General features: G+C 67.4%; 25 protein-coding genes. 16 read left to right on the top strand and 9 right to left on the bottom strand.

The features are described from left to right. Positions 1-60: 60 nt before the first annotated feature. Entirely contained in the window at positions 61-381 is a 321-nt protein-coding gene (locus tag AC1DFU_RS06350; protein ID WP_092291564.1) for a (2Fe-2S) ferredoxin domain-containing protein, read from the bottom strand. A 420-nt stretch (positions 382-801) separates the two neighbouring features. On the opposite strand from AC1DFU_RS06350, the gene AC1DFU_RS06345 reads away from it, so the two are divergent. The 4 genes from AC1DFU_RS06345 to cmdF are packed head-to-tail and all read left to right on the top strand — an operon-like array spanning position 802 to position 7,174. After that, on the top strand, positions 802-2,088 hold the full coding sequence (locus AC1DFU_RS06345) for a dicarboxylate/amino acid:cation symporter (protein WP_092291566.1): 1,287 nt from the start codon (positions 802-804) through the stop codon (positions 2,086-2,088). Between the two features lie 49 nt (positions 2,089-2,137). Next, positions 2,138-4,150, top strand: coding sequence for a sensor histidine kinase (locus AC1DFU_RS06340; RefSeq protein ID WP_092291568.1), 2,013 nt, complete (start codon positions 2,138-2,140; stop codon positions 4,148-4,150). Positions 4,151-4,177: 27 nt separating this feature from the next. Beyond that, positions 4,178-5,497 (top strand): sigma-54-dependent transcriptional regulator, encoded by a 1,320-nt coding sequence (locus AC1DFU_RS06335; RefSeq protein WP_092292109.1) that lies wholly within the window; start codon positions 4,178-4,180, stop codon positions 5,495-5,497. A gap of 60 nt (positions 5,498-5,557) precedes the next feature. After that, a complete protein-coding gene (gene cmdF, locus AC1DFU_RS06330) occupies positions 5,558-7,174 on the top strand; it encodes a tyrosine 2,3-aminomutase (RefSeq protein ID WP_441591378.1) in 1,617 nt (538 codons plus the stop codon). Between the two features lie 10 nt (positions 7,175-7,184). On the opposite strand, the gene AC1DFU_RS06325 is transcribed toward cmdF, so the two are convergent. The 4 genes from AC1DFU_RS06325 to AC1DFU_RS06310 form a co-directional block, all read right to left on the bottom strand. Then, positions 7,185-9,281 carry an ATP-dependent helicase gene (locus AC1DFU_RS06325; protein WP_177219857.1) on the bottom strand — a complete coding sequence of 699 codons (2,097 nt, stop codon included), beginning with the start codon at positions 9,279-9,281 and terminating at the stop codon, positions 7,185-7,187. Positions 9,282-9,416: 135 nt separating this feature from the next. Then, positions 9,417-9,599 carry a helix-turn-helix domain-containing protein gene (locus AC1DFU_RS06320; RefSeq protein ID WP_441591377.1) on the bottom strand — a complete coding sequence of 61 codons (183 nt, stop codon included), beginning with the start codon at positions 9,597-9,599 and terminating at the stop codon, positions 9,417-9,419. Positions 9,600-9,683: 84 nt separating this feature from the next. Beyond that, a complete protein-coding gene (locus AC1DFU_RS06315) occupies positions 9,684-10,223 on the bottom strand; it encodes a TlpA disulfide reductase family protein (RefSeq protein ID WP_092291578.1) in 540 nt (179 codons plus the stop codon). Between the two features lie 55 nt (positions 10,224-10,278). Continuing rightward, a complete protein-coding gene (locus AC1DFU_RS06310) occupies positions 10,279-10,752 on the bottom strand; it encodes a thioredoxin fold domain-containing protein (protein ID WP_092291580.1) in 474 nt (157 codons plus the stop codon). A gap of 139 nt (positions 10,753-10,891) precedes the next feature. On the opposite strand from AC1DFU_RS06310, the gene AC1DFU_RS06305 reads away from it, so the two are divergent. After that, on the top strand, positions 10,892-11,494 hold the full coding sequence (locus AC1DFU_RS06305) for a hypothetical protein (protein WP_441591376.1): 603 nt from the start codon (positions 10,892-10,894) through the stop codon (positions 11,492-11,494). Positions 11,495-11,534: 40 nt separating this feature from the next. Beyond that, positions 11,535-12,194, top strand: coding sequence for a LysE family transporter (locus AC1DFU_RS06300; RefSeq protein ID WP_441644587.1), 660 nt, complete (start codon positions 11,535-11,537; stop codon positions 12,192-12,194). Positions 12,195-12,446: 252 nt separating this feature from the next. Here AC1DFU_RS06300 and AC1DFU_RS06295 read toward each other — a convergent pair whose 3' ends face one another. Together AC1DFU_RS06295 and AC1DFU_RS06290 are read right to left on the bottom strand one after the other, a co-directional pair. Further along, the gene (locus AC1DFU_RS06295) at positions 12,447-13,994 is read right to left on the bottom strand and encodes a YifB family Mg chelatase-like AAA ATPase (protein ID WP_092291584.1); all 1,548 of its coding nucleotides are present in this window, start codon (positions 13,992-13,994) and stop codon (positions 12,447-12,449) included. Between the two features lie 103 nt (positions 13,995-14,097). Continuing rightward, complete coding sequence (locus AC1DFU_RS06290) at positions 14,098-14,376, bottom strand: accessory factor UbiK family protein (RefSeq protein ID WP_092291586.1); 279 nt, start codon at positions 14,374-14,376, stop codon at positions 14,098-14,100. 546 nt (positions 14,377-14,922) lie between these two features. Here AC1DFU_RS06290 and AC1DFU_RS06285 point away from each other — a divergent pair. From AC1DFU_RS06285 to bfr, 10 genes are all read left to right on the top strand, one after another. Continuing rightward, positions 14,923-15,732, top strand: a complete 810-nt coding sequence (locus tag AC1DFU_RS06285; RefSeq protein WP_092291588.1) for a TorF family putative porin — start codon at positions 14,923-14,925, stop codon at positions 15,730-15,732. Between the two features lie 55 nt (positions 15,733-15,787). Further along, a complete protein-coding gene (locus AC1DFU_RS06280; protein WP_092291590.1) occupies positions 15,788-16,126 on the top strand; it encodes a P-II family nitrogen regulator in 339 nt (112 codons plus the stop codon). 36 nt (positions 16,127-16,162) lie between these two features. Further along, positions 16,163-17,701 carry an ammonium transporter gene (locus tag AC1DFU_RS06275; RefSeq protein WP_092291593.1) on the top strand — a complete coding sequence of 513 codons (1,539 nt, stop codon included), beginning with the start codon at positions 16,163-16,165 and terminating at the stop codon, positions 17,699-17,701. A 423-nt stretch (positions 17,702-18,124) separates the two neighbouring features. Then, complete coding sequence (gene gshA / locus AC1DFU_RS06270; RefSeq protein ID WP_092292113.1) at positions 18,125-19,420, top strand: glutamate--cysteine ligase; 1,296 nt, start codon at positions 18,125-18,127, stop codon at positions 19,418-19,420. 21 nt (positions 19,421-19,441) lie between these two features. Then, entirely contained in the window at positions 19,442-20,389 is a 948-nt protein-coding gene (gene gshB / locus AC1DFU_RS06265) for a glutathione synthase (protein WP_092291595.1), read from the top strand. 109 nt (positions 20,390-20,498) lie between these two features. Continuing rightward, positions 20,499-20,954: a PTS sugar transporter subunit IIA gene (locus tag AC1DFU_RS06260; protein ID WP_092291597.1), complete on the top strand. Its 456-nt coding sequence runs from the start codon at positions 20,499-20,501 to the stop codon at positions 20,952-20,954. Next, complete coding sequence (locus AC1DFU_RS06255) at positions 20,923-21,192, top strand: HPr family phosphocarrier protein (RefSeq protein WP_092292115.1); 270 nt, start codon at positions 20,923-20,925, stop codon at positions 21,190-21,192. The genes AC1DFU_RS06260 and AC1DFU_RS06255 overlap by 32 nt, the downstream gene beginning before the upstream one ends. A 49-nt stretch (positions 21,193-21,241) precedes the next feature. Further along, entirely contained in the window at positions 21,242-22,999 is a 1,758-nt protein-coding gene (gene ptsP / locus AC1DFU_RS06250) for a phosphoenolpyruvate--protein phosphotransferase (RefSeq protein WP_092291599.1), read from the top strand. Positions 23,000-23,238: 239 nt separating this feature from the next. Next, entirely contained in the window at positions 23,239-23,544 is a 306-nt protein-coding gene (locus AC1DFU_RS06245; protein ID WP_092291601.1) for a (2Fe-2S)-binding protein, read from the top strand. 99 nt (positions 23,545-23,643) lie between these two features. After that, positions 23,644-24,123, top strand: a complete 480-nt coding sequence (gene bfr / locus AC1DFU_RS06240; protein ID WP_092291603.1) for a bacterioferritin — start codon at positions 23,644-23,646, stop codon at positions 24,121-24,123. Between the two features lie 187 nt (positions 24,124-24,310). Here bfr and AC1DFU_RS06235 read toward each other — a convergent pair whose 3' ends face one another. Then, positions 24,311-25,063, bottom strand: a complete 753-nt coding sequence (locus AC1DFU_RS06235) for a HesA/MoeB/ThiF family protein (RefSeq protein ID WP_092291605.1) — start codon at positions 25,061-25,063, stop codon at positions 24,311-24,313. A 101-nt stretch (positions 25,064-25,164) separates the two neighbouring features. Next, on the bottom strand, positions 25,165-26,781 hold the full coding sequence (locus AC1DFU_RS06230) for a S41 family peptidase (RefSeq protein ID WP_092291607.1): 1,617 nt from the start codon (positions 26,779-26,781) through the stop codon (positions 25,165-25,167). Positions 26,782-26,869 lie beyond the last annotated feature (88 nt).

Here is a 26,869-nt window from a genome sequence, read left to right as displayed (position 1 = left end):
AACAAAAAAAACCGGGCAACAAAAAAACCGGGCGGACCCGGCGGGCACGGCGGAGGCGGATCAGCGGTCGAGCATCAGGCGTTCGACCGGCTTGCCGTTCACCAGATGGCTGTCGATGATCTCGTCGATGTCCTGCTCGTCGACGAAGGTGTACCAGACGGCCTCGGGGTAGACCACCAGCACGGGCCCGAGTTCACACCGGTTCAGGCAGCCGGCCTTGTTGATCCGCACGCGGCCTTCGGCGCCGGAAATGCCAAGCTGCTTGCAACGCTTCTTCGCGTATTCCTGCATCGCCTTGGCATTGTGGTCGGTGCAGCAGGCTTTGCCGTCGTCGCGCTCGTTCAGGCAAAAGAAGACGTGGTGTTGGTAGTAGCTGCTCATGCTCGGGCGCGCTCGCGGGGGCGGATGCGTCGATGGCGTTAGGGAAGCACGGAATTATACGTCGTCAGACTCCGCGTTCCGCCATGCGGGGCTGCCCGGATTTCCGGAATGGGGCGGGTGATCGGGCGCTGCTGCATTGGCCGATTTGGCTAAATGTGATGCGATATGCCCTTGCAAGGCGATCCCCGCGCCGCATTGGCTTCCGGAAACCCGGAGCGGCCCAGTCCGGAATTCCGGAAAGCCGGACCCGTCGGCCGTCCGGAAAATCGAAAGTCATTCCAAATCAATGGCTTGCGGACAAGTGCCTCGGTGGCACGTCTGTTGCAAATAGTTACCTTCAGACGCGCCGCAATCCGCCAGGCGTGCATAGCGGGCGCCCCGAGCGCCCGGCACCGGTCAAAAAACACCGAGGACGACATCATGAGGAAACCCTTCTACAAGATCCTGTACGTGCAGGTGCTGTTCGCGATTGCCGTGGGCATCCTGCTGGGCCATTTCTGGCCCGACACAGGCGTGGAGATGAAGCCCCTGGGCGACGCCTTCATCAAGCTGATCAAGATGATCATCGGCCCGATCATCTTCTGTACCGTGGTGTCCGGCATCGCCGGCATGCGCGACATGAAGAAGGTAGGCCGCGTGGGCGGCAAGGCGCTGCTGTATTTCGAGATCGTCTCGACCTTCGCGCTGCTGATCGGCCTGCTGGCCTCGCACGCGCTCAAGCCGGGCGTGGGCTTCAACATCGATCCGGCCACGCTGGACACCAAGTCGATCTCGCAATACGTGTCCAAGGCCCACGGCCAGAGCACGACCGAGTTCTTCATGCACATCATCCCGGACACGGTCTTCAGCGCGTTCGCCAATGGCGACATCCTGCAGATCCTGCTGGTCTCGCTGTTCTTCGGCTCGGCCCTGGCGGTGCTGGGCGACCGCGCCAAGATCGTGCATGAGATGGTGGACCAGGTCTCGAAGGTGTTCTTCCACATCGTCCACGTGATCACCAAGGTGGCCCCGATCGGCGCGTTCGGCGCCATGGCGTTCACCATCGGCAAGTACGGCCTGGGCTCGCTGGTGCCGCTGCTGAAGCTGATCGGCACGTTCTACTTCACGGCCATCGTGTTCGTGCTGGTGGTGCTGGGTACCGTGGCCAAGTTCACGGGTTTCTCGATCATCCGCTTCGTCGCCTATATCAAGGAAGAACTGCTGATCGTACTGGGCACCAGCTCCTCCGAGGCCGCGCTGCCGCACCTGATGGAGAAGATGGAGCGCCTGGGCTGCTCGAAGTCGGTGGTGGGGCTGGTGGTGCCCACGGGCTACTCGTTCAACCTGGATGGCACCAATATCTATATGACGATGGCGGTGGTCTTCATCGCCCAGGCGACGGGCATCGAGCTGACGCTGCTCCAGCAGCTGACGATCCTGGCCGTGGCCATGGTGACGTCCAAGGGCGCCAGCGGCGTGACCGGCTCGGGCTTCATCACGCTGGCGGCGACGCTGGCCGTGGTGCCGACCATCCCGGTGGCCGGCATGGTGCTGATCCTCGGCATCGACCGCTTCATGAGCGAATGCCGCGCGCTGACCAACATCATCGGCAACGGCGTGGCCACCGTGGTGGTGTCCGCCTGGGAAAAGGAACTGGATCGTGCCCGCCTGAACCGCGTGCTGCGTGGCGAAGATGACACCGTCGGACTGGCCGACGCGGCCCGCTGACCTGTCCCGGCAACGGGTATCATCGGCGCGAGACCCTTCGTGCGCGCCGATGCCTCATTCCGACGATTTTCTAGCCGTACATGACCCTGCGGCGCCGGGTTCCGTGCATGCGCCCGGACCCGGCCCGCGCTGGTATGGCTTTGCCGGCGCCCTGCTGGCCGGCCTGCTGCTGCTCTGCGGGCTGACCTGGCTGCTGTCGGTGCAGCGCGGGATCTCCGCGCTGCAGCAATCCACGGCCATGCGCGCCGAGCGCTACGCCGCCACGCTCGAGTCCACGCTCGACCGCTACGAATTCCTCCCCGCGCTGGTTTCCCTGCATCCCTCGGTGCGCGGGCTGCTGGCCGCCCCCCAGGACCCCGCACGGATTGCCGCGGTCAATGACTATCTTGTCGATGTGAACCGGCGCGCGCGCGCCTCCGCCACCTATGTGATTGCCGCCAATGGCATGGCGCTGGCTGCCAGCAACCACGGCGAGCCGGGCAGCTTCGTCGGCACCGACTACCGCTTCCGGCCGTACTTCCAGCGCGCGGCGCGGGGCGAGGTGGGCCGCTTCTACGCCATCGGCATCACCAGCGACGAACCGGGCTACTACATCGCCCAGCCGATCGAGTCGGGCGGCAAGGTCATCGGCGTGACCGTGGTCAAGCTGAACCTGGAGTGGTTCCAGCGCGCCGGCGCGGGCCGGGCGGAGCCGCTGATGGTGGCCGACGACCATGGCGTGATCTTCCTCTCATCCGTGCCGGCCTGGCAGTACCGCACGCTGCGCACGCTGCCGCCCGAACTCCAGGCCGAGTTGCACAACACCCGCCAGTACCACGATCAGGCGGTCACGCCGCTGCCGCTGCTGGCGCTGGATTCGCCGGTCACGCGCTGGCTCGGCGACACCGTGCTGGGCGAGAACGCGCGGCTGGTGCGGCTGGGCGCCGATGGCGAGGCCGGCAGCCCGGCCGGCGGCATCGGGCTCACCGCCGACCGGGGCGACCGCTATCTGGAGATCAGCCGCGATGTCGGTCCGGCCGGCTGGACCATGCAGGTCATGGCGCCGCTGGACCCGGTGCTGGCCAGCGCGCGCGGCGCCACCGTGGGCGCGGCGCTGGCCTACGCCTGCGTCGGCCTGCTGCTGGTGAACCTGCGCCAGCGCCGCCAGCGCGCGCGCGACATGCAATACAGCCGCCGCATGCTCGAAGCGGCCTATGACGAACTCGAACGCCGCGTGGAGGCCCGCACGGCCGACCTGATGGCGATCAACGAACAGCTCGAAGCCGAGGTGGCCGAGCGTACCCGCGCCGAAGGCGAGCTGCGCGCCACGCAGGACGAACTCGTGCAGGCCAGCAAGCTCGCCGCGCTGGGGCAGATGGCCGCCGGCATCACGCACGAGCTGAACCAGCCGCTGGCCGCGCTGCGCACGTTCTCGGACAACACCCGCGTGCTGCTGGAGCGCGGCCAGCTGGACGCCGCCACCGGCAACCTCGGCGCCATCGCCGATCTCACCACCCGCATGGGCAAGATCACCGGCCAGCTCAAGCTGTTTGCCGGCAAGGCGCGGCCCCGGCGCCACGCCGTGCGCGTGCGCGCGGCCATCGACCACGTGCTGCAACTGATGGCGCCGCGCCTGGCGGGCGTGGGGCTGACCGTGCGCGGGCTGGAGGGCGATGAGACCGAAGGGGCCGACGGCGCCGAGATCGCGGTCTGGGCGGACGAACTGAAGCTGGAGCAGGTGCTGCTGAACCTCGTCGGCAATGCGCTGGACGCGATTGCCGGCGAGGGACCGGAAGCGCGGCAGGCCGGCCACATCGACATTACGGTGTACGTCGCCCCCGAGGCGGTGAGCGTGTCCGTGCGCGACAATGGCCCCGGCATTGCGCCCGATGTGCTGCCGCGCCTGTTCGAGCCGTTCTTCACTACCAAGGAGATCGGCCAGGGGCTCGGGCTGGGGCTGGCGATTTCCTCGTCGATCGTGCGCGAGTTCGGCGGCCAGCTGGCGGCGCAGAACGCGGATGGCGGCGGCGCTGAATTCGTGGTGACTTTGCGGCGGGCGTACCAGCCCGCCACCACTGCCTGAGAAGGCGAGCAGGAATAAGGGATGGCGATGCAAGACGGATTGCGCGTGCTGTTTGTGGAGGATGAGCCGCTGGTGCGGCAGGCCACGGCGCAGAGCCTGGAACTGGCCGGGTTCGCGGTACTGGCGCTGCCCTCGGCGGAGGCGGCCATGCCGCACCTCAGCGCCGACTTTCCCGGCGTGCTGGTGACCGATGTGCGGCTGGGCGGCGCGAGCGGGCTCGACCTGCTGCACCACTGCCGCAACGCCGCGCCCGGCGTGCCGGTGATCCTCGTCACCGGCCACGGCGACATCACGATGGCCGTGCAGGCCATGCGCGAGGGCGCCTACGACTTCATCGAGAAGCCGTTCGGGGCCGACCGCCTGACCGACACCGTGCGCCGCGCCCTCGAGCGCCGCGCGCTGGAACTGGAGAACGTGGCGCTGCGCCGCCAGCTGGCGGGCCCGGCGGCGGGCACGCGCATCATCGGCCGCTCGGCGGCGATGGCGCGCGTGCGCGACCTGATCGCCAACGTGGCGCCCACCGATGTGCCGGTGATGATCAACGGCGAAACCGGCACCGGCAAGGAACTGGTGGCGCGCAGCCTCCACGCGCTGTCCACCCGGCGCGACGCGCCCTTCATCGCCCTGAATTGCGGCGCGGTGCCCGAGGCGATCTTCGAGAGCGAGATGTTCGGCCACGAGGCCGGCGCCTTCACCGGCGCGGGCAAGCGCCGCGTGGGCAAGCTGGAGCATGCGTCGGGCGGCACGCTGTTCCTGGACGAGATCGAGAGCATGCCGCTGGCGCTCCAGGTGAAGCTGCTGCGGGTGTTGCAGGAGGGCACGCTGGAGCGGCTGGGTTCGAACACCTCGGTGCCGATCGACGTGCGCATCGTGGCGGCGGCCAAGGGCGACATGGAGGGGCTGGTAGCGCAGGGCGCCTTCCGCCAGGATCTGCTCTACCGGCTCAACGTGGTGACGATTCCGCTGCCGCCGCTGCGCGACCGCCGCGAGGACATCGTGCCGCTGTTCGAGCACTTCATGCTGGTGGCGGCCGTGCGCTACCAGCGCCCCGCGCCGATCCTCTCGGAGATGCAGCGCCAGTCACTGATGCAGCGCCCGTGGCCCGGCAATGTGCGCGAGTTGCGCAACGCGGCGGACCGGCTGGTGCTGGGCGTGCCCGAAGGCGTGAGCGGCAAGCCGGACGTCGCGGACGACTCCGCACCGCTGCGCGAGCGCATGGAGCACTACGAGCGCGCCGTGATCGCCGATACGCTCGCGCGCACCGGCGGCGCGGTGAGCCAGGCGGCGGATCTGCTGCAGGTCGGCAAGGCCACGTTGTACGACAAGATCAAGCGCTACGGACTGTAACGGGCTTGGTACACTCGGGGCCCTTCGCCTCGTGCGCCCCTGTGATTGCTGATCCGCCCCATGTCCGAAGTCACCCGCTCCGCCTTGCCTGCCGCCGACATCGACGGCCATCACCTTACCGCGCCCGCCGTTGTCGACGTGGCGCGTGGCCGCCGCCCCGGTCGAGTGCCGGGCGCCGTGCTCGACAAGGTGGGCGAAGCCCGCGCGCGCTTCGAGCAGGTAGCGTCGGCCAATGTGCCGATCTACGGCGTCTCCACCGGCTTCGGCGAGCTGGTCCATAACTGGGTCGATATCGAGCACGGCCGCGCGCTGCAGGAAAACCTGCTGCGCAGCCACTGCGCCGGCGTCGGTCCGCTGTTCTCGCGCGACGAAGTGCGGGCGATGATGGTGGCGCGCGCCAACGCGCTCTCGCGCGGCTACTCGGCCGTGCGCCCGCTGGTCATCGAACAACTGCTGAAGTATCTGGACGCCGGCATCACGCCGGCCGTGCCGCAGGTGGGCTCGCTCGGCGCCAGCGGCGACCTCGCGCCGCTCTCGCACGTGGCGATCACGCTGATCGGCGAAGGCAAGGTCCTGACCGCCGATGGCGGCACCGCGCCCACTGCCGAGGTGCTGCGCGAGCATGGCATCGCCCCGATCGCGCTGGCCTACAAGGAAGGGCTGGCGCTGATCAACGGCACCTCGGCCATGACCGGCGTGTCCTGCCTGCTGCTGGAGACGCTGCGCGCCCAGATCACGCAGGCCGAGATCATCGCCGCGCTGGCGCTGGAGGGCTTGTCCGCTTCCGCCGATGCCTTCATGGCCCACGGCCACGACATCGCCAAGCCGCACCCGGGCCAGATCCGCTCCGCCGCCAATATGCGCGCGCTGCTGGCCGATTCCGACCGGCTGGCCGGTCATGTTGAGCTGTCCGCCGAGATGAAGACGCGCGCCGGCGACGAGAAGAACACCGGCACCGGCGTCTTTATCCAGAAGGCCTACACGCTGCGCTGCATCCCGCAGGTGCTCGGCGCCGTGCGTGACACGTTGGACCATTGCGCCACGGTGGTCGAGCGTGAACTCAATTCGTCGAACGACAACCCGCTGTTTTTCGATGATGGCGCGCTGTTCCACGGCGGCAACTTCCACGGCCAGCAGGTGGCGTTCGCGATGGACTTCCTCGCCATCGCCGCGACGCAGCTGGGCGTGGTGTCCGAGCGCCGCCTGAACCGGCTGCTGAGCCCGCACCTGAACAACCGCCTGCCGGCCTTCCTGGCGGCCGCCAACGAGGGGCTGTCGTGCGGGTTTGCCGGCGCGCAGTACCCGGCGACGGCGCTGATCGCCGAGAACCGGACGATCTGCAGCCCGGCCAGCATCCAGAGCGTGCCGTCCAATGGCGACAACCAGGACGTGGTGAGCATGGGGCTGATCGCGGCCCGCAACGCGCGCCGCATCCTCGATAACAACCAGTACATCCTCGCCATCGAGTTGCTGGCCGCGTGCCAGGCCGCCGAACTGGCCGGCGCTGTGGAGCAACTGGCGCCGGCGGGCCGCGCCGTGTTCCACTTCGTGCGGACACGCGTGCCGTTCCTGGCGATGGATCGCTATATGACCGATGACATCGAGGCCGTGGCCGCGCTGCTGCGCGACGGCGCCTTGCTGGATGTGGTGCGGCAGGCCGGCATCGAACTCGTCTGATCCCGGCCGGCTACTTCCACATATCGCGCATGCGGCTGGCCAGGTCTACCTGGGGCAGGGGGGCCTTGGTCGGCGCGTCGCCGGGCATCGGCGGGGGCGGCCAGGACCGGCTGTAGAAGTTCGGCATCACCCGGTTCGGCAAGAAGCGCGTGCGCGACGCGTAGACGTGGCGGTCGCCAAATCCCACCTGCTGATGAACGTAGAAGCGCTGCGGCACCACGATGTCGAGGTGGTCCTTGGCGCGCGTCATCGCCACGTAGAGCAGCCGGCGTTCTTCCTCGATTTCTTCCGTGGTGCCCGTGGCGAGGTCGGACGGCATGCAGCCATCCACCGCATTGAGCACGTAGACCGCCTTCCACTCCTGGCCCTTGGCCGAATGGATCGTGGACAGGATCAGGTAGTCCTCGTCGCGCGACGGCACGCCGGATTCATCGCTGGACGCGCTCGGCGGATCGAGCGTCAGCTCGGTCAGGAAGCGCTCGCGCGAAGCATAGGTGGCCGCAATCCGCTCGATCTGCTGGAGATCGGCCTGCCGCGCGGCGGCATCGTCGTGAATCCGCTCCAGATGGGGCAGGTACCACGCCACCACCTGCTCGAACTCCGACGGCCACGGCGAGGTGGGCGCCATCAGCCCGCGCGCCAGCGCGATCAGCTCGGCCCAGGCCGGCGCGGCGGCGGGCGGCGGCTCGAAGGCCTCCAGCGCCAGCAGTGGCTCGGTGGCCGCTTCCAGCCCCTCCAGCACGCGCGCGGCGGTTTTCGGGCCCACGCCGGGCAGCAACTGCAGGGTGCGGAAGCCGGCCATGCGGTCGCGCGGATTCTCCAGCCATCGCACCACGGCCATCACGTCCTTGACGTGGGTCGATTCCAGGAATTTCAGGCCGCCGAACTTCACGAACGGGATGTTGCGGCGGGCCAGTTCGATCTCGACCTGCGCGCTGTGGTCGGCCGCGCGGAACAGCACGGCCTGCGCCATCAGCGTCAGCCCGGCCTCGCGCCGCGCCAGCACCTGCTCCACCACGTAGCGCGCCTGATCGGCTTCATCGTTGACCACCACCACGCCCGGCTTCTCGGCCGACTCGCGCAGCGACCACAAATCCTTGGTGAACCGCTCTGCGGCCAGCCCGATCACAGCATTGGCGGCGGCCAGGATCGGCTGGGTGGAGCGATAGTTCTGCGCCAGCGTCACCTGATGCGCGGGCGGCGAGAAATGCTGCGGAAAATCGAGGATGTTGCGGACGGTGGCGCCCCGGAACGCGTAGATCGACTGGGCGTCGTCGCCGACCACGGTCAGGCCGCGCCCGTCCGGCTTCAGCGCGAGCAGGATCGACGCCTGCAAGGCATTGGTGTCCTGGTATTCATCCACCAGCACGTGGTCGAAGCGCGCGCCCATGTCCTGCGCCAGCGACGGCTCGATCAGCGCCTGCGCCCAGTAGAGCAGCAGGTCGTCGTAGTCGAGCACCTGCTGCTTCTGCTTGGCGGCCACGTAGCCGGCGAACAGGGCCTTGAGCGCGTCCGCCCACATCGCATAGCGGGGAAATTGCGTCTTGAGGATCACTTCCAGCGGGAGCTGGGTGTTGACCACGCGCGAATAGATCGCGAGGCAGGTTTCCTTGCGCGGGAAGCGCGAGGTCTGCTCCGAGAGGCCGAGGTCGTGCCGCACCACGTGCATCAGGTCGGCCGAGTCGCTCCGGTCGCTGATGGTGAAGGTGGGCGCCAGCCCCAGCGTTTCGGCGTACTCGCGCAGCAGCCGCGCGCCGATGGCGTGGAAGGTGCCCGACCATTGCAGCGCGGCCCGGCCCGCCCCGGTACTGGTGCCCAGCGCCTGATCGACGATGCGCTCCACACGGCGACCCATCTCGGCGGCAGCCCGGCGCGAGAACGTGAGCAGCAGGATGCGCCGCGGATCGGCCCCGCCCAGCACGAGGTGGGCCACGCGATGCGCCAGCGTATTGGTCTTGCCCGAGCCGGCGCCGGCAATGATCAGCAGCGGCGCATCCCCGGCATGCGACGCCGCCGCACGCTGCTCCGGGTTCAGGCGGGTCAGGTAGGCAGGGACGTCAGCAGGGACGTCGGGGGCGTCGGCTTCGAGAACAGGATCCGGGGACACGGGCAGGGGCAGGGGCGGCTGAGAAAATTCTGGCGCTCACTGTATATCCATACAGCCTGGGGAGGCAAGCGGGTCGTGAGGGGCCCACAACACAAGAGTGCGGTGCTGGGCGCAATTCGCCGGCGCCCTGGGGAATCAGCCCTTGATCGCCTTGCGTTGCCGCTTGAATGCCTTCAGATCCGCTACGGAAAATAACTGGCTACGGCCGACCGTTGCATGCGAAGTCAGCTTCCCATCGCGCACGAAGCGGCGGAAGGTGGCCATCGAGATCTCAAGATATTCCGCCGCTTCGGCTGCCGTGAAGTCGTCCTCTGCCATGCCGATCGCAAAAAAAGAAAGGCACCCACATGGGGTGCCTTTTGTCAGTCAGCGATGTCCGCCGACGGCGGACGTTTGGGCGCTTCAGGCCGCGCTGGCCAGCGCGCCGTCGAGAAGCTTGTGGAGCGACTCCCATTCGGGCTCGCCGACGTAGCGCTTGAGAATCTTCCCGTTCTTGTCGACCACGAAGGTCGTCGGGGTGAGTTGCACGTCACCGAAGGCCTTGGCGGCCGTGCCGTCGGAGTCCATTGCCACCTTGAACGGCAGGTCGCGGGTCTTGGCGAAGTTGGCGACGTACATCGGCGGGTCGTAGTTCATCGCCACGGCCACGAAGTCCAGGCCCTTGTCCTTGAACTGCTGGTAGGTCTTGATCATGTCGGGCATTTCCTTGACGCACGTGGTGCAGCTCGTGGCCCAGAAGTTGATCAGGTAGACCTTGCCCTTGAGGTCGGCCGTGCTGACCTTTTCGCCCGAGAGCAGCGTGAAGGTGGCGGCGGGTACGGTGCTGGCCGGCGCCAGCGCGCGGAAGCCGAAAAAGCCGAGCACGGCGAGGATGACCACGGCGACGGCGATCGGCACGATCGGGCGGCGCTTCGGTGCGGTGGAGACGGTGGAGTCAGACATGGGAGGCAGTCCCGTGAGATGGATCGGCGGAAAATCGTCGAAGAACGTCGCTATTCTACTTCCGGGCGATCTTGGCGCGCGCGGTGTCCAGCGCCTGCTCCAGGTAGGCGCCGTAGAAATCGCCCTGCAAGCCCAGCAGCGCGTTGGCCACGGGCTGGCCGTTGGCGTCGAGGAACAGCACGGTCGGTGCCACGGACACATTGTGAGCACGCGCCCACTTCTTGGCGGTGGTCATGGTGCCGTCGATGTCGCGCATCGGCGTGTCGGCGGTCATGTCCACTTCCCGCGCGGCGATCTCGCCGGCGGCGGCCTGCGGCGCGAGGTAGTTGCGGCGCACCGTCTCGCAGTAGCTGCAGCCGGGCAGGCTGACCAGCACCACCAGCGGCTCGCCGGACTTGGCGGCGGCGGCGGTCTGGGCGGCCACGTCGGTCACGGCAGGCAGGTGGCCCGCCGCGTTGGCGGCGCCGCTGGCCAGCAGCAGGGCCGCGAGCCAGGGCAGGGCACGAAGGGTGGACAGGCGTGGACGCATAGGGGGGGAACTCGCAGAAAATCGATGCGGCGACGAGCGGTCGCGCGCGGCTTCCCGGATAATACCGGCTTGCGCCAGCGGGCGTGCGAGTGGTCAAAGACGCACCCGTCAGCCCCGTCGCCTGATAAGAATGTTCTCCATGCTCCGCCAACCCCGCCGACCGCTCCGTTCGCTTCCCCACGCCATCCTGCCGTCCCTTGTCCTCGTGCTGCTGGCGGCGCTGGCCGGCTGCTCGCCGCGCTATGACTGGCGCACCATCCTGTCCGACGATGGCCGGTACGCCGCGCTCTATCCCGGCAAGCCGACCAGCGCCGCGCGTGACGTGGCGATTGCCGGGCGCAAGCTGCCGATGACGATGGAAGCGTCCCGCATCGACGACACGCTGTTCGCCGTGGGCGTGGTCACGCTGCCCGCCGATGACGCCGCGCTGCGCCGCGAGGCGCTGGCGTCGATGCAGGCCGGCCTCGTGGCCAACCTCGGCGCCCATCCCGAGGCCCCGGCGCGCACGCGCGCGATCACGGTGACGTCGGCCGCCAAGCCGCCCGTGGCGCTGGAGGGCGTGGAGCTGACCGTAACCGGCGTCTCGCCGCAGGACAAATCGCCGCGCCGGCTTACCGCGCGGCTGGTGGCGTCCGGCACGCGCGCGTATCAGGCCGTCGTGCTCGAGTCGGGCGACGCCGCCCGTGACGCGCGGCAGGCCGAGCAGGTGGAGCAGTTCCTGACCGGATTCCATCCGTTCTGACCGATTTCTGTGAGTTGACTGACGTTCCAAGGAGAACAAGATGCGTTGGGAAGTGTGGCTGGCGTATTTCGCCGCGTGCTGGGTGATCGCGATTTCGCCGGGGTCGGGCGCCGTGCTGTCGATGAGCCACGGGCTCTCGTACGGGCTGAAGAAGACAACGACGACGATCATGGGCCTGCAAACGGGCCTGGTGATCATCCTGCTGATCGCGGGCGGCGGGCTGGGCGCGCTGCTGCTGGCCTCCGAAGAGGCGTTCGTGGTGGTCAAGACCATCGGCGCGGCCTACCTGATCTACCTCGGCATCCAGCAATGGCGGGCCAAGGTCGAGTCGCAGGGGGAAGGCAATGTTGATGGCGAGGGCGCCCCGGGCCGCGCGCGCGTCGCCGTGATGAGCCGCCGCCGCCGGTTCGCCACGGGTCTGCTGACCAACGTGACGAACCCAAAGGGGATCATCTTCATGGTGGCCGTGCTGCCGCAGTTCATCGACCCGACCCATCCGCTCGGCCCGCAGCTCGCCATCCTGGCCGCGACGATGTGCGGCGTGGATCTGGTCGTCATGCACGGCTACGCGCTGTTGGCCTCGCGCATGCAGGGCCTGTTCCGCAACGCCCGCGCGGTGCGCTGGCAGAACCGCTTCTTCGGCGGCGTGCTGGTGGCCGTGGGCACGGCGCTGTTCTTCGTGCGCCGGCATCCGGCCTGAAGTCGCAGCAAGATGGTCGCGATCCGGCTGGCGCCTGCCGGCCGGGTTTGCTTCAATGGGGAGAGACCGTTGCCGGAGATCCCCGATGCCTGCTGTACTGCGTTCTGCCCTGATCGCCCAGAGCGCCCTGAGCGCCCTGAGCGCCCTGACTGGCGCGCACCGGGAGCCCCCTCCCGAGCCCCCGCCGCCCGGCCACCCGCCTGACCTGCCCCCAATCGAGGAGCCGCCGCCCCCGCCGGTGGAACCCCCGGTCTAACCCGCCCGCAACGCGCGCCGGTACTGGATGGCTTCCGCCACATGCGCGGCGGTCAGTACCGCCGCGTCTTCCAGGTCCGCGATCGTCCGGGCCACCTTCAGCACCCGGAAATACGCCCGCGCCGACCAGCCCAGCTTCTGCATCGCCCCGCGCAGCAACGCCTGCGCGTCGGCCGCCAGCGGGCAGTGATCGTCGATGGCGCGCCCGGACAACTCCCCATTCGGCATGCCTTGCCGCCCCAGCTGCCGCGCCCGCGCTGCCACGGCCCGTGCGCGTACCGCCGCGCTGCCCTCGCCGGGCGGGCCATCGAAAATCTCCTGCTGGCTTTGCGCCGGCACCTCGATCTGCAGGTCCACGCGGTCCAGCAGGGGCCCGGACACCTTCGACTGGTAACGCTGGATCTGGTCCGGCGTGCAACGGCAGGGCCGCGACGGGTGGCCGAGGTAGCCGCACGGGCACGGGTTCATCGCCGCCACGAACTGGAAGCGCGCGGGGAAGTCCGACTGGCCCGCCGCGCGCGAAATGGTGATGTGGCCGGTCTCCAGCGGCTCGCGCAGGACTTCGAGCACGCGGCGCTCGAACTCTGGCAATTCGTCGAGAAACAGCACGCCGTGATGGGCCAGCGAGATCTCCCCGGGACGCGGATTGCCGCCGCCGCCGACCAGTGCCGGCGCGCTGGCCGTGTGGTGCGGGCTGCGGAACGGGCGCCGGCCCCATTGCGCCGGCTGGAAGCCGCCCGGCGTCAGGCTCAGCACGGCGGCGGCTTCGAGCGCCTCGGCAGCCGTCATCGGCGGTAGCAATCCGGCGAATCGTTGCGCGAGCATCGACTTGCCGGTGCCGGGCGGCCCCACCAGCAGGGCGGAATGCTGGCCCGCCGCCGCGATCTCCATCGCCCGCCGCGCCTGTAGCTGGCCGCGCACGTCGCGCATGTCCGGACCGATATTGACGCCATCGGGCCATGCGGCCAGCCCCGGCGGCTCGGCGCGCGGCAGGCGCCGGTCGGGCAGGGGGCCGAGGTGGTCGCAGACATCGCGCAGGGTGGCGCCCGCGTGGACGGTCAGGCCATCGACCAGCGCGGCTTCGGGGCCGTTGCCGTCGGCGACGATAAAGGCGCGCGCCGGCTGGCCCTGGGCGGTGCGGCGGGCGTTGTCGCGGGCGAGCCCCATCGCCATGACCAGCGCGCCGCGCACCGGGCGCAGGTCGCCGGCCAGCGACAGCTCGCCCGCAAATTCGCAGGCATCGAGCCCGTCCCCCGGCAGCTGGCCGCTCGCCACGAGGATGCCCAGCGCGATGGCCAGATCGAAGCGACCGGACTCCTTGGGCAGGTCGGCCGGGGCGAGGTTGACGGTGATGCGCCGGGCTGGAAACTCGTAGGCGCTGTTGAGCAAGGCGGCACGCACGCGCTCGCGGCTCTCGCGCACCTCGGTGTCGGCTAGTCCGACGATATTGAACGCGGGCAGCCCGTTGGCGATGTGGATCTCCACGGCCACCGGCGGCGCCTCCACCCCCGTCAGCGCCCGGCTGCGCAGCACGGCGAGACTCATGGTGCGGGCCGCTCCCGATTTGCGAAAGTGTTAACGAAAAAGGCCGCCGGAGTCCGGCGGCCTTTCTGGCCTTCTGGGGTGGCGCTGGATCGGCGCCGGGGCGTCATACCCCTGCCGTCGGCGCGCCGCCCTGGGGCGCTGCCCCCGGCGTGGCGCGGCGCTCAAGCTCGGTCACGCGGGCTTCCAGCTCCTCGAGCCGGGCGCGCGTGCGGGCCAGCACCTGCGACTGCACGTCGAATTCCTCGCGCGTGACCAGGTCCAGGCGCGCAAAGCCCTGCGTCATCATGCTGCGCACGTTTTTCTCGATGTCCTTGGCCGGCGAGTTGCGCAGCGCCTCACTGACCTTCTGCTGCAGGTCGTTGAACAGATCGGTCGGTTTCATGGTGGAACTCCTCGTGGTGACCAATGCAATGGATTCGGGGTCCGCTGCGCTGCTATCCGCACTCCCGCACCGGAATGGTGCTGACGGACCCGGCGAGCGCCGGGATCGACGCATGCCGGTGCACCCGACTGGGGCGCGGTGCGTCCTGGCACCCATCTTGTGTCCGTCATGCGTCCGCCGGCCGCCTTCGCGCCTGGGGGATCGCGCCAAGCGCGCAGCACTTGACCTGTATGGGCGGATTATGACCCCTCGGCGCCCGCCATGAAAGCGCCGGCAAGGCCCGGACACATCTTTTAACGGATTTGGCGGGGGCGAAATGTCTGTTTCGATCGTCGACAAAGTGGTGTGTCGGGCGCCCGCGAACGATCCGGAAGCCCCCCAGGACGATGCACCGCAGGCGGGGAATCGGGCTGGCACGGCTGTTGCAGTAATCGGCTCAGGAGCGTCAATGCCCGAGGCAGCGGAAAAAGCCGCCCGGGCACAAACAAAGGTAGCAAACACCTCAAATCGAGCCCGCGAAGACCACAAGGAAAAGGAGAAACCCCGATGAAGACGTTCAGCCTCGCAGTCAGCGCCAGCGCCGCCGCACTTCTGCTGGCAGCCGCCCCGGTCATGGCGCAGACCGCCCCGGCCGAGCCGGCCCCGGCCGCCGCCCCGGCTGCAGCCCCCGCCGAGGAAGCATCGCCGCATACCTTCACGGCGAACGTCTCGCTGGTCAGTGACTACCGCTATCGCGGTATCAGCCAGACCAACCGCCGTCCGGCCATTCAGGGTGGGTTCGATTACGCGCATTCGAGCGGCTTCTATGTCGGCAACTGGAACTCGAGCATCAGCTGGCTCGAAGACGCCGACTCGACGGTCTCGGCGCCCGTGGAAATGGACTTCTACGGCGGCTTCAAGAACACCTTCAGCGCCGGCGGCGCCGATTTCAACTATGACGTGGGCGTGCTCGAGTACTACTACCCGGGCGGCTACAACACCCCGCGCCCCTACACCACCGAGCTGTACGCCGGCATTGGCTGGGGCCCGGTCTTCCTGAAGTATTCGCACTCGCTGACCAACCTGTTCGGGTTCAACGACTCGAAGAACAGCTACTACATCGACCTGACGGCCAACGTGCCGCTGAATTTCTGGGACCTGACCTTCAACGCCCACGTGGGCTACCAGGGCGTGAAGAATTTCAGCGATGCGTCGTACACCGACTGGAAGGTCGGTCTGACCAAGGACCTGGGCAAGGGTTTCGCGGTGGCGATTGCGTACGTGGACACCAACGCCGACAAGGCCGTGTACACCAACACGCGCGGTCGCTACCTGGGCAAGTCGACGTTCTGGGCGTCGCTCACCAAGACTTTCTAATTAGTGCATCGAGGCGGGCGGCCTGCCAGACCGGGTCGCCCCGAGGAGAAATGGGATGAAACTCATCATTGCAGTCATCAAGCCGTTCAAGCTGGACGAGGTGCGCGAGGCGCTCTCGGACGTCGGCGTGTCCGGTATCACCGTGACCGAAGTCAAGGGGTTTGGCCGCCAGAAGGGCCATACCGAGCTGTACCGGGGCGCCGAGTACATCGTGGACTTCCTGCCCAAGGTGAAGATCGAGGTGGCGGTGCCGGACGACGTGGTGGAACGCGCCATCGAGGCCATCGAGAAGTCGGCCCGCACCGGCAAGATTGGCGACGGCAAGATCTTTATCGCGCCGATCGAACAAGTCATTCGCATCCGCACCGGCGAGACCGGCGGCGACGCGCTCTGACACGAGATAAAAGACACGAGACAAGAGGTTAAGCTCATGACAACCTGGTTCAAGCGAATCCTGACGGCCGGCGCGATGTCGCTGGCGCTCGGCACGGCCGGCCTCGGCCTGTCCACCCATGCCGTGGCGCAGGACAAGCCCGCCGCCGAGGCTTCGGCCCCGGCAGCGGCCACCGCCGCTGCCCCCGCTGCCGCCGCCCCGGCTGCCGCGGCCCCTGCCGCCGCCGCTGCTGCGCCGGCCGAGGCTGCCCCCGCCGCCGCGCCCGTGCCGAACAAGGGCGATACCGCCTGGCTGCTGGTCTGCACGGCCTTCGTCATCCTGATGACGCTGCCCGGCCTGGCCCTGTTCTACGGCGGCCTGGTCCGCTCCAAGAACATGCTCTCGGTGCTGATGCAGTGCCTGGTGATCTTCTCGGTGGTGTCGATCCTGTGGGCCGTCTACGGCTACAGCTTCGCCTTCACCGAAGGCAACGCGTTCTTCGGCGGCACGGACCGGCTGTTCATGAAGGGCCTGACGGTGGACGCCGTGGCCGCCACGTTCAGCAAGGGCGTGGTCGTGCCGGAACTGGTGTTCTTCGCCTTCCAGTGCGCCTTCGCCGCCATCACCTGCAGCCTGATCATCGGCGCCTTCGCCGAGCGCGCCAAGTTCTCGGCCGTGCTGGTGTTCGTGGTGCTCTGGTTCACCTTCGCCTACATCCCGATGGCCCACATGGTCTGGTTCTGGCCGGGTCCGGACGCCTACACCGACGCCGCTGCCGGCACGGCCGCCACGGCCAAGTCGGGCTGGCTGTTCCAGAAGGGCGCGCTGGACTACGCCGGCGGTACCGTGGTGCACATCAACGCCGCTGTCGCGGGCCTGGTGGGTGCCTTCATGTACGGCAAGCGCATCGGCTTCGGCCGCGAAGCGATCCGTCCGCACAGCCTGACCTTCACCATGGTCGGTGCCTCGCTGCTGTGGTTCGGCTGGTTCGGCTTCAACGCCGGCTCGGGCCTGGAAGCCAACGGCGGCGCCGCCCTGGCCTTCGTCAACACGCTGCTGGCTACCGCCGCCGCCGTGCTGTCGTGGACCTTCGGCGAGTGGATCGGCAAGGGCAAGCCGTCGATGCTGGGTGGTGCCTCGGGCGCCGTCGCCGGCCTCGTGGCGATCACCCCGGCAGCCGGCTTCGTCGGCCCGATGGGCGCCATCGTGATCGGCCTGCTGGCTGGCCTGCTGTGCCTGTGGGGTGTGACCGGCCTGAAGCGCCTGCTCGGCATGGACGACTCGCTGGACGTCTTCGGCGTGCACGGCGTGGGCGGCATCCTGGGTGCGCTGCTGACCGGCGTGTTCGCCGCGCCCAGCCTGGGCGGCACGGGCATCTACGACTACGTGGCCAACAAGGTGGCGGACGATTACTCGATCGCCGGCCAGGTTTGGATCCAGTTCGAAGGCGTGCTGACCACCATCGTGTGGTCGGGCGTGGTGGCCCTGGTGGCCTACAAGCTGGTCGACATGCTGATTGGTCTGCGCGTTCCGGAAGAGGAAGAGCGCGAAGGCCTGGACATCACCTCCCACGGCGAAACCGCCTACGAGGTCTGATATCCACGACAGAGTTGTGCTGGAGAGCTGATTGGGAATCTTCTCTCAGGAGTTTCGCCCGGCCTCGTGCCGGGCTTTTTTCTGCCCGAATGCCGCCCGAACGGGCGCAGGGCCAGCCCCGACAAGGCCTCGCGGGGTATTCGCAGAGTGCTTAAATCGGATCTTAAAAAGTCTCAATTGTCTTTAAGGGGAGCCGCACATACAGTGCGAGTGAGGCAGTTTCCTCCACCTGCAGAACGCTCCCCGTATCTGTCAGGCCATTTGAAAGCGCGGCACACGCCGCGCTTTTTTTTTGCCCGACCGCCCCCACATCCCGGATTATTATGCTGACCGCCGCATATGGTTATACGGCGGGCGTCAGCAGCCTATTGGCCGTTCCTCTACAATCGGGGCGGACAATAAAGACGATCAATTAGGATGGATATGGTCCCGCATCTCATCACCGCGCTGAACGGTCCGCTGCTCGAACTCGAAAAGAAGATCCTGGACGCGACGCCGTCCATCGAGCGCTGGTTCAGGCTGGAATGGCAGGAGCATACGCCGCCGTTCTACTGTTCCGTGGACCTGCGCAATGCCGGGTTCAAGCTGGCGCCGGTGGATACCAACCTGTTCCCGGGCGGGTTCAACAACCTCGCCCCGGAAATGCTGCCGCTGGCCGTCCAGGCCGCCATGGCCGCGATCGAGAAGATCTGCCCGGACGCCAAGAACCTGCTGCTGATCCCCGAGCGGCACACCCGCAACATGTTCTATCTGCAGAACGTGGCGCGGCTGTCGCTGATCATGCGCCAGGCGGGCCTGAATGTGCGCCTGGGGTCGCTGTCCGAGGACATCACCGAACCCACCCCGATCGAGCTGCCCGACGGCCAGACGCTGGTGGTGGAGCCGCTCGCGCGGCTGGGCACCAAGGGCCGCCGGCTGGGGCTGAAGGACTTCGACCCCTGTTCGATCCTGCTCAACAATGACCTCTCGGCCGGCATTCCGCCCGTGCTCGAGAACATCAACGAACAATATCTGCTGCCGCCGCTGCACGCGGGCTGGTCCACGCGCCGCAAGAGCAGCCACTTCGCCGCCTACGACGAGGTGGCCAAGAAGTTCGCCAAGCTGATCGATATCGACCCGTGGATGGTCAATCCCTACTTCGCCCGGACCACCGGCGTGGACTTCCACGAGCGCGTGGGCGAGGAGGAGCTGGCCGATGCCGTGGAAGGCGTGCTGAAGAAGATCGCCAAGAAATACCGCGAGTACGGCATCAAGGAAACGCCTTACGTGGTGGTGAAGGCCGATGCCGGTACCTATGGCATGGGTATCATGACCGTGCGGGACCCGTCCGAGGTCAAGGGCCTGAACCGCAAGGAACGCAACAAGATGAGCGTGGTGAAGGAGGGGCTGGAAGTCTCCGACGTCATCATCCAGGAAGGCGTGCACACCTTCGAGAAGGTGAACGAGGCGGTGGCCGAGCCGGTGGTCTATATGATCGACCGCTACGTGGTGGGCGGCTTCTACCGCGTCCACACGGGCCGCGGCAACGACGAGAACCTGAACGCGCCGGGCATGCACTTCGTGCCGCTGGCGTTTGCCCCGAACGGCATTCCGGACAGCCACGCCAAGCCGGGCGCGGCCGTGCCGAACCGCTTCTATATGTATGGCGTGGTGGCGCGGCTGGCGCTGCTGGCGGCCTCGCTGGAACTCGAGAAGACCGATCCGAACCCGATCATCTGAGCCAGGAACCCAGATCCCACCATGCGCATCCTGTTCATTACCGACCCGCTGGAGACCTTCAAGACGTACAAGGACTCCACCTACGCCATGATGAAGGAAGCGGCGGCGCGGGGGCACGAGCTGTCGTTCTGCCTCCAGTCGCGGCTGTCGCTGGCCAATAACGTGGTGGAGGCGGTGACGCAGCCGCTGCGCGTCACGGACGATGCCACCGACTGGTTCCGCCTCGGCGAGCCGGTGCTGACCCCGCTGGCCACGTTCGACGCGGTGCTGATGCGCAAGGATCCGCCGTTCGACATGGAGTATGTGACTAGTACGTGGCTTTTGGAGCTGGCCGAGGCGCAGGGTGCCCGCATCTTCAACAAGCCGCAGGCGATTCGCGACCACTCGGAGAAGCTGGCCATCGCCCGCTACCCGCAGTTCGTCACGCCGACGCTGGTCACGCGCGATGCGGACCGCATCCGCGCCTTCCATGCCGAGCACCAGGACATCATCGTCAAGCCGCTGGACGGCATGGGTGGCATGGGCATCTTCCGCGTGGGGCCCGATGCGATGAATCTTGGCGCGATCGTCGAGACGCTGGGCGACAACGGCGCCCGCACGCTGATGATCCAGCGCTACATCCCGGCCATCAAGGAAGGCGACAAGCGCATCCTGCTGATCGGCGGCAAGGCGGTGCCGTACTCGCTGGCGCGGATTCCGCAGGGCACCGAGATCCGGGGCAACCTGGCGGCCGGCGGGCTGGGGCGCGCCCAGGAACTGAGCGCGCGCGACCGCGAGATCGCCGAGACGCTGGCGCCGGGCCTGTTCAAGCAGGGCCTGCTGCTGGTGGGCCTCGACGTGATCGGCGACTGCCTGACTGAAGTCAATGTGACGAGCCCGACCTGTTTCCAGGAAATCACGCAGCAGACCGGCTTCAACGTGGCCGCGATGTTTGTCGATGCGCTGGAAGCTGCCGTCAACAACAAATAAGACAACCGGGCGACGCTAAGGCACCACACTCCGGGGACGCCGGGCGGTATCGCGGGATTTGGCCGCGAGGCCGCCTGCTACAATTCGGGCAGTCCAACGGATTCACATCATGGCCGGAATTCTGATCATCGCGCACGCGCCGCTGGCTTCGGCGCTGCGGGATTGCGCTGCCCACGTCTATTGCGGCCAACCGCCGCGCGTGGAGGCCATCGACGTCCTTCCCGACGCCGACCCTGCCGTGGTGCTCGCCGAAGCCCGGCGCCGCCTGGCCGCGGTCTCCGAGGTCAACGGCGCCCTGGTGCTCACCGATATTTTCGGGGCCACGCCGGCCAATATCGCCGCGCGCCTGGCCGATCCCGGCAAGGTCAAGGTGCTTGCCGGCGTCAATCTTCCCATGCTCGTGCGCGCGATCTGCTACCGCACCGAGGTGCTCGACCAGCTTGCCACCAAGGCGCTGGCCGGCGGCGCGCAGGGCGTGCTGCAGGTCGGCAACACCACTGTCCAGAACCAAACCGCCAATCATCCCGACAAATATGCTGCTGAGGGACACAACCATCATCAATAAGCTCGGGCTCCACGCCCGCGCCTCCGCCAAACTGACGCAACTGGCGGGGAGTTTCGCCAGCCAGGTCAAAATGTCCCGCAACGGTCGCCAGGTCGATGCCAAAAGCATCATGGGCGTCATGATGCTTGCGGCGGGCATTGGTTCGACGGTCACGATCGAGACCGATGGCCCCGACGAGAACGAGGCGATGGACGCGCTGCTGGCGCTGATCGCCAACCGGTTCGGCGAGGGCGAGTGAGTATCGACGCACAATACCGAATTCCTAAACGTTCCTGACGGAGCGGTTCATGCCTTTTGCCTTGCACGGCATTCCGGTTTCGCGTGGGGTCGCCATCGGGCGGGCCCACATCCTCGCACCGGCTGCGCTCGACGTTTCGCACTATCTGGTCGATGAAGACCGGCTCGATGCGGAGGTGGAGCGATTACGTTCGGCGCGCGCCGCCGTGCGCGCGGAACTGGTGACGCTCAAGCGTGACCTGCCGCGCGACGCGCCCGAGGAAATGGGCGCGTTCCTGGACGTGCACGCGATGATCCTCGACGACGAGGCGCTCTCGCGCGAGCCCGAGGCCCTGATCCGCCAGCGGCGCTACAACGCCGAGTGGGCGCTCACCACCCGCCTCGAGGAACTGATGCGTCAGTTTGACGAGATCGAGGACGAGTACCTGCGTGAGCGCAAGGCCGACATCCAGCAGGTGGTGGAGCGGATCCTGAAGGTGCTGGCCGGCGCGCCGGTGCTGGCGCCGGCGCCCGTGCCGGCCCTGGCCCCGGACGGCGAGCCCGCGCCGGGCGTGATCGTCGTGGCGCATGACATCGGCCCGGCGGACATGCTCCAGTTCCGCCAGACCGTGTTCCATGGCTTCGTGACCGACCTGGGCGGGCGCACCTCGCACACGGCCATCGTCGCGCGCAGCCTGGACATCCCGGCCGCCGTGGGCGTGAAAAGCGCCAGCGAGCTGATCCGCCAGGACGACTGGATCATCATTGATGGCGATGCGGGGCTGGTCATCGTCGATCCGTCGGCAATCATCCTCGAGGAATACCGCCACCGCCAGAGCGAGCGCGCGCTGGAGAAGAAGCGCCTGCAACGGCTGCGCCACACGCCGTCCGTGACGCTGGACGGGCTCGAGATCGAGTTGCTGGCCAATATCGAACTGGCCGAGGACGCCACCGCCGCGCTGGCCGCCGGCGCAGTCGGCGTGGGGCTGTTCCGCTCCGAATTCCTGTTCATGAACCGGCGCGACGCCATGCCCGACGAGGAGGAGCAGTTTGCCGCCTACCGTCGCGCGGTGGAGGCGATGCACGGCCTCCCCGTGACCATCCGCACCATCGACGTCGGCGCCGACAAGCCGCTGGACCTGCGTGGCGACGACTTCGAGACCGCACTGAACCCGGCGCTCGGGCTGCGCGCGATTCGCTGGTCGCTGTCCGAGCCGGGGATGTTCCTGACCCAGCTCCGCGCGCTGCTGCGCGCCTCGGCGTTCGGCCCGGTGCGGCTGCTGATTCCGATGCTGGCCCACGCGAGCGAGATCGACCAGACGCTGGACCTGATCGCCCAGGCGCGGCGCCAACTCGACGAGCGCGGCCAGCCATACGACCCGAGCATGAAGGTCGGGGCGATGATCGAGATCCCGGCTGCCGTCCTGCTGTTGCCGCTGTTCCTCAAGCGGATGGACTTCCTGTCGATCGGCACGAACGACCTGATCCAGTACACGCTGGCCATCGACCGCGCCGACAACGCCGTGGCCCACCTCTATGACCCGCTCCACCCGGCCGTGCTGCAACTGATTGCCCGCACCATCCAGGAAGCCAACCGGGCCGGCGTGCCCGTGGCCGTGTGCGGCGAGATGGCGGGGGACCCGGCCATGACGCGGCTCCTGCTGGGCATGGGCCTGCGCGAGTTCTCCATGCACCCGGCGCAGTTGCTGCGCGTGAAGCAGGAAGTGATCCATGCTGACTGCGAGAGCCTGGGGCCGCTGGTGGACCGCGTGCTCAACTGCTACGAGCCCGAGGAACTGGCGGCGGCGCTGAAGCAGATCGCGCCCTGAGGCACATCCTCCCAAGTCTCATACAACCCTCTGATTCTTAGGGTTTCTGTCTGCAATGTTGGCGAAGCCGGGGTCACTTTCCTGTCGGAAAAGTGACCCCGAAAGTCCATGCTTATCGCCTGTGTGACGCCATACCCCCAAAGCGATTAATGGGAATTGTTATCATTCTGCTTCTCTGATATTCTGGCCTCCATCGCTGTTCGGCATGCCGGTGCCGACACCGCCCCCAGGAGGTATTTGTGTACGTTTGCATCTGCAACCAGGTTACCGACCACGAGATTCATGGCGCCGTTCACCTTGGCGTCTCGACCATGGACGAACTCGCCGAGACCCTCGGCGTGGGCACCTGCTGCGGCCGTTGCCGCGACTGCGCGAAGCAAGTGCTGTGCGAAGGCGTGGCCGCCGTGCAGACGATGCGTGCCTCCTCGCTATCGACCATTCAGGTCGTCGAGATTTCTTCCTGTTCCACGACTACGTCACGTGCGATAATGGACGCTCGTGACCCGGCAGTCGCGAACGATCAGCGTACCGCGCTGGTGGCCTGATCGATTCAGGCTTTACCGCGGTTCCGACTGCAATGGGGCGCCACTTGGCGCCCCTTCGTGCTTTTGCGCGGGTCCGGTTGTCATGACAGGAGCCCCCCTATGAAAGGTGACAAGAAGGTCATCCAGCATTTGAACGCCCAGCTCAAGAACGAGCTGACCGCGATCAACCAGTATTTCCTCCACGCCCGCATGTATCGGCACTGGGGCCTGAAGAAGCTCGGTGATGTCGAGTACAAGGAATCGATCGGCGAAATGAAGCACGCCGACCGCCTGATCGACCGCATCCTGATGCTTGACGGCCTGCCGAACCTCCAGGACCTGCACAAGCTGCTGCTCGGCGAAGACACGCCCGAAATGCTCAAGTGCGACCTGAAGCTCGAGCAGACCGCGCACGCCACCGTCAAGGAAGGCGTTGCGTACTGCGAGTCGGTGGGCGATTACGTGAGCCGCGAGATCCTCGTGGACATCCTCACGGACACCGAGGAACACATCGAATACCTGGAGACGCAGCTCGACCTGATCGACAAGGTTGGCCTGCAGAACTATCTGCAGTCGCAGATGGAGCCGGGCGAGCAGTAAGCCGCCGGCCCACCGCGCGGTGCCTGGCGGCATCGCGCATCCGTGCGGGACGGGTTATTAACCGTTCTCATTCGGATTCTTTTCTTCATCCAGCATTTCCGGCAGCACATCGCGCCAATCAGGCGAACCGGCGGGGAGGGGGCTCCACCGCCGGGATCGCCGGGTCGATGGCCCGCTAGCGCTTTCGTTAGTGGTGACCGCCGCAGACCTCGCAGGCCGGCGTGCGCGCCAGCCGCATCGTGGTCCACTCCATCGACATTGCATTGACCATCAGCAGCCGGCCGGCCAGCGTCTGGCCGACGCCCGTCAGCAGCTTGAGCGCCTCCGCCGCCTGCACCGTGCCGACCATGCCGACCAGCGGGGCGAACACGCCCATCGTCGCGCAGGCGGCTTCGGGGGCGGGTTCCGAGGGCGGGAACAGGCAGCCGTAGCACGGGGCATCGGCATCGCGCAGGTCGAACACGCTGACCTGGCCGTCGAAGCGCAGCGCGGCACCCGACACCAGCGGCTTGCGATGGGCGAGGCAGGCGCGGTTCACCGCGTGCCGTGTGGCGAAATTGTCACAACAATCGAGCACGACATCGGCAGCAGCCACCAGCGCATCCAGCTCGGCATCGCCCACGCGCTGGGCCACGAGCCGCACATCGACATCAGGATTGATCCGCAGCAGCCCTTCCCGCGCCGACTCCACCTTGGGCCGGCCCACGTTGGCCGTGGTGTGAAGGATCTGGCGCTGGAGGTTGGTCAGGTCCACGTCGTCATCGTCGACGATGGTGATGCGCCCCACGCCGGCCGAGGCCAGGTAGGGCAGCGCGGCCGCCCCGAGCCCGCCCGCGCCGATCACCAGCGCATGGCCCGCCAGCAGCCGTTCCTGGCCCTCGATGCCGAGTTCGTCCAGCAGGATATGGCGCGAGTAGCGCAGCAGTTGGTCGTCGTTCATGTGCGAAAGCATCCGCTAGAAACAAGAACGGCCCGCCGGTGAACACCGCGGGCCGTCGCAATCCTCAGGATGCGCCCGGAGCCAAGCCCGAGCGCGCGCCGTCAGCGATTCTTGCCGGTCGGCGTGCCCAGCGGGTCGCCCATCGGCGCGCTGGCGGGCGGCTGGCTGGCTGGCTTCGCTGCCGGCTTGGAGGCGGGCTTCGCCGGGGCCTTGTCGGCGGCCGGCTTGGCCTTGCCCTTGTCCGCATCGGTGTCCGGCTTGCCAGCGGCCTGCGAGGCCTCGAGCCGCGACTTCGAACGCTGCACCGGCTTGCCGTTGAGCTGCGCGATAGCCTGCTGGAGCATGAAGTCGTCGGCCGTGCCGAATTCCACCGGCTTCTTGCGGCGATCCTTCTCGCGCTCTTCCGGCGTCTTCTTGGCGTTTTCTTCCTCGAGGCGGCGCAGTTCGTCCACCCGGCGCTGCTCGCGCGCATTCATTTCCGGCTCTTCCGACTCCTGCTTGTTGTGCAGGTGGCGTTCGGTGTCGATTTCGCGCGTGATCAGCGCGTCGTCCGGATCGCCCTCGGGGTTCTGGTCGACCGGGATGTCCGGGCGGATGCCCTTGGCCTGGATCGACTTGCCCGTCGGCGTGTAGTAGTACGCGATGGTCAGCTTGATGCCGGTGTCATTGGTCAGCGGCCGCACGGTCTGCACCGAACCCTTGCCGAACGTGGTCTTGCCCATCAGCGTGGCGCGATGGTGATCCTGGAGCGCGCCGGCCACGATTTCCGATGCCGAGGCCGAGTAGGCGTTCGTCAGCACGATCATCGGAATCTTCTTGAACAGCGGCGGCAGGTCCTTGAGTGGATCGTCCTCGAGCGACGAGAGGCGGTAGTTGTTGAAGGTAGCCTTGTAGACGCGCTTGGCGTCCGGCACCTGGCCGTTGGTGGAGACCACGGTGGCATCGTCGGGCAGGAACGCCGCGGCCACGCCGACCGCGCCCTGCAGCACGCCGCCGCCGTTGTTGCGCAGGTCCAGGATCACGCCCTTGAGGCCCGGGTTCTTCTCGGCCATCTCGCGCAGGCGGCGGCCCAGGTCGGACACCGTGCGCTCCTGGAAGCTCGTCAGGCGGATCCAGCCGATGGTGTTGTTGTCCAGCATCTTGGTCTTGACCGACTGCACGCGGATCTCCGCGCGCGTGATCGAGACCGGGAACGTGCGTTCCTCGCTCTTGCGGTAGATCGTCAGCGTGACCTTGGTGCCGGGCTCGCCGCGCATGCGCTTGACCGCCTGCTCCAGCGGGAGGCCGCGCACGGGCTTGTCGTCGATGCGGGTGATCAGGTCGCCCGGCTGGATGCCGGCGCGGAAGGCGGGGGTGTCCTCGATCGGGTTGATGACCTTGACCAGGCCTTCTTCCTGCGAGATCTCGATGCCCAGGCCGGCGAAGCGGCCGCGCGTGCCTTCCTGCAGTTCCTTGAAGTCCTTCTCGTCCAGGTAGGCCGAGTGTGGGTCGAGGCTGGCGACCATGCCCTTGATGGCTTCGGTCAGCAGCTTCTTGTCATCCACCGGCTCCACGTACTCACGCTTGATCTGGCCGAAGATGTCGGACATCAGCCGGAGCTGGTCGAGCGGCAGGGGCCCGGACGAGTTCTGGGCCGTCGCCGAGATCTGCAGCGTCGCGAGCACGCCGGCAACGACGCCGACCGAGACTAGGCTAATGTTCTTGAGCGTCTTACGCATGTGGGGCAGCCTGAACAGTATGAGGATTGGCTAGGGGGCGATCCGGGTGCCCGGCCTTAAGGCCGGCGGCGCCGGATTTGTCCGACAG

The organism is Cupriavidus sp. 10L45 (assembly GCF_056395225.1).
The sequence above is the reverse complement of the archived record's forward strand: the minus strand, read 5'-3'. Positions and strand labels throughout refer to the sequence as shown.

Coding starts and splice junctions, on each gene's coding strand:
- AC1DFU_RS06280 (WP_092291590.1), top strand. CDS start 15,788: ATGAAACTCATCATTGCAGTCATCAAGCCGTTCAAGCTGGACGAGGTG.
- AC1DFU_RS06305 (WP_441591376.1), top strand. CDS start 10,892: ATGCTCCGCCAACCCCGCCGACCGCTCCGTTCGCTTCCCCACGCCATC.
- AC1DFU_RS06335 (WP_092292109.1), top strand. CDS start 4,178: ATGCAAGACGGATTGCGCGTGCTGTTTGTGGAGGATGAGCCGCTGGTG.
- bfr (WP_092291603.1), top strand. CDS start 23,644: ATGAAAGGTGACAAGAAGGTCATCCAGCATTTGAACGCCCAGCTCAAG.
- AC1DFU_RS06340 (WP_092291568.1), top strand. CDS start 2,138: ATGCCTCATTCCGACGATTTTCTAGCCGTACATGACCCTGCGGCGCCG.
- AC1DFU_RS06310 (WP_092291580.1), bottom strand. CDS start 10,752: ATGCGTCCACGCCTGTCCACCCTTCGTGCCCTGCCCTGGCTCGCGGCC.
- AC1DFU_RS06295 (WP_092291584.1), bottom strand. CDS start 13,994: ATGAGTCTCGCCGTGCTGCGCAGCCGGGCGCTGACGGGGGTGGAGGCG.
- AC1DFU_RS06230 (WP_092291607.1), bottom strand. CDS start 26,781: ATGCGTAAGACGCTCAAGAACATTAGCCTAGTCTCGGTCGGCGTCGTT.
- AC1DFU_RS06275 (WP_092291593.1), top strand. CDS start 16,163: ATGACAACCTGGTTCAAGCGAATCCTGACGGCCGGCGCGATGTCGCTG.
- AC1DFU_RS06260 (WP_092291597.1), top strand. CDS start 20,499: ATGGCCGGAATTCTGATCATCGCGCACGCGCCGCTGGCTTCGGCGCTG.
- AC1DFU_RS06345 (WP_092291566.1), top strand. CDS start 802: ATGAGGAAACCCTTCTACAAGATCCTGTACGTGCAGGTGCTGTTCGCG.
- gshB (WP_092291595.1), top strand. CDS start 19,442: ATGCGCATCCTGTTCATTACCGACCCGCTGGAGACCTTCAAGACGTAC.
- AC1DFU_RS06235 (WP_092291605.1), bottom strand. CDS start 25,063: ATGAACGACGACCAACTGCTGCGCTACTCGCGCCATATCCTGCTGGAC.
- AC1DFU_RS06290 (WP_092291586.1), bottom strand. CDS start 14,376: ATGAAACCGACCGATCTGTTCAACGACCTGCAGCAGAAGGTCAGTGAG.
- AC1DFU_RS06350 (WP_092291564.1), bottom strand. CDS start 381: ATGAGCAGCTACTACCAACACCACGTCTTCTTTTGCCTGAACGAGCGC.
- AC1DFU_RS06320 (WP_441591377.1), bottom strand. CDS start 9,599: ATGGCAGAGGACGACTTCACGGCAGCCGAAGCGGCGGAATATCTTGAG.
- ptsP (WP_092291599.1), top strand. CDS start 21,242: ATGCCTTTTGCCTTGCACGGCATTCCGGTTTCGCGTGGGGTCGCCATC.
- AC1DFU_RS06285 (WP_092291588.1), top strand. CDS start 14,923: ATGAAGACGTTCAGCCTCGCAGTCAGCGCCAGCGCCGCCGCACTTCTG.
- AC1DFU_RS06255 (WP_092292115.1), top strand. CDS start 20,923: ATGCTGCTGAGGGACACAACCATCATCAATAAGCTCGGGCTCCACGCC.
- AC1DFU_RS06315 (WP_092291578.1), bottom strand. CDS start 10,223: ATGTCTGACTCCACCGTCTCCACCGCACCGAAGCGCCGCCCGATCGTG.
- cmdF (WP_441591378.1), top strand. CDS start 5,558: ATGTCCGAAGTCACCCGCTCCGCCTTGCCTGCCGCCGACATCGACGGC.
- AC1DFU_RS06300 (WP_441644587.1), top strand. CDS start 11,535: ATGCGTTGGGAAGTGTGGCTGGCGTATTTCGCCGCGTGCTGGGTGATC.
- gshA (WP_092292113.1), top strand. CDS start 18,125: ATGGTCCCGCATCTCATCACCGCGCTGAACGGTCCGCTGCTCGAACTC.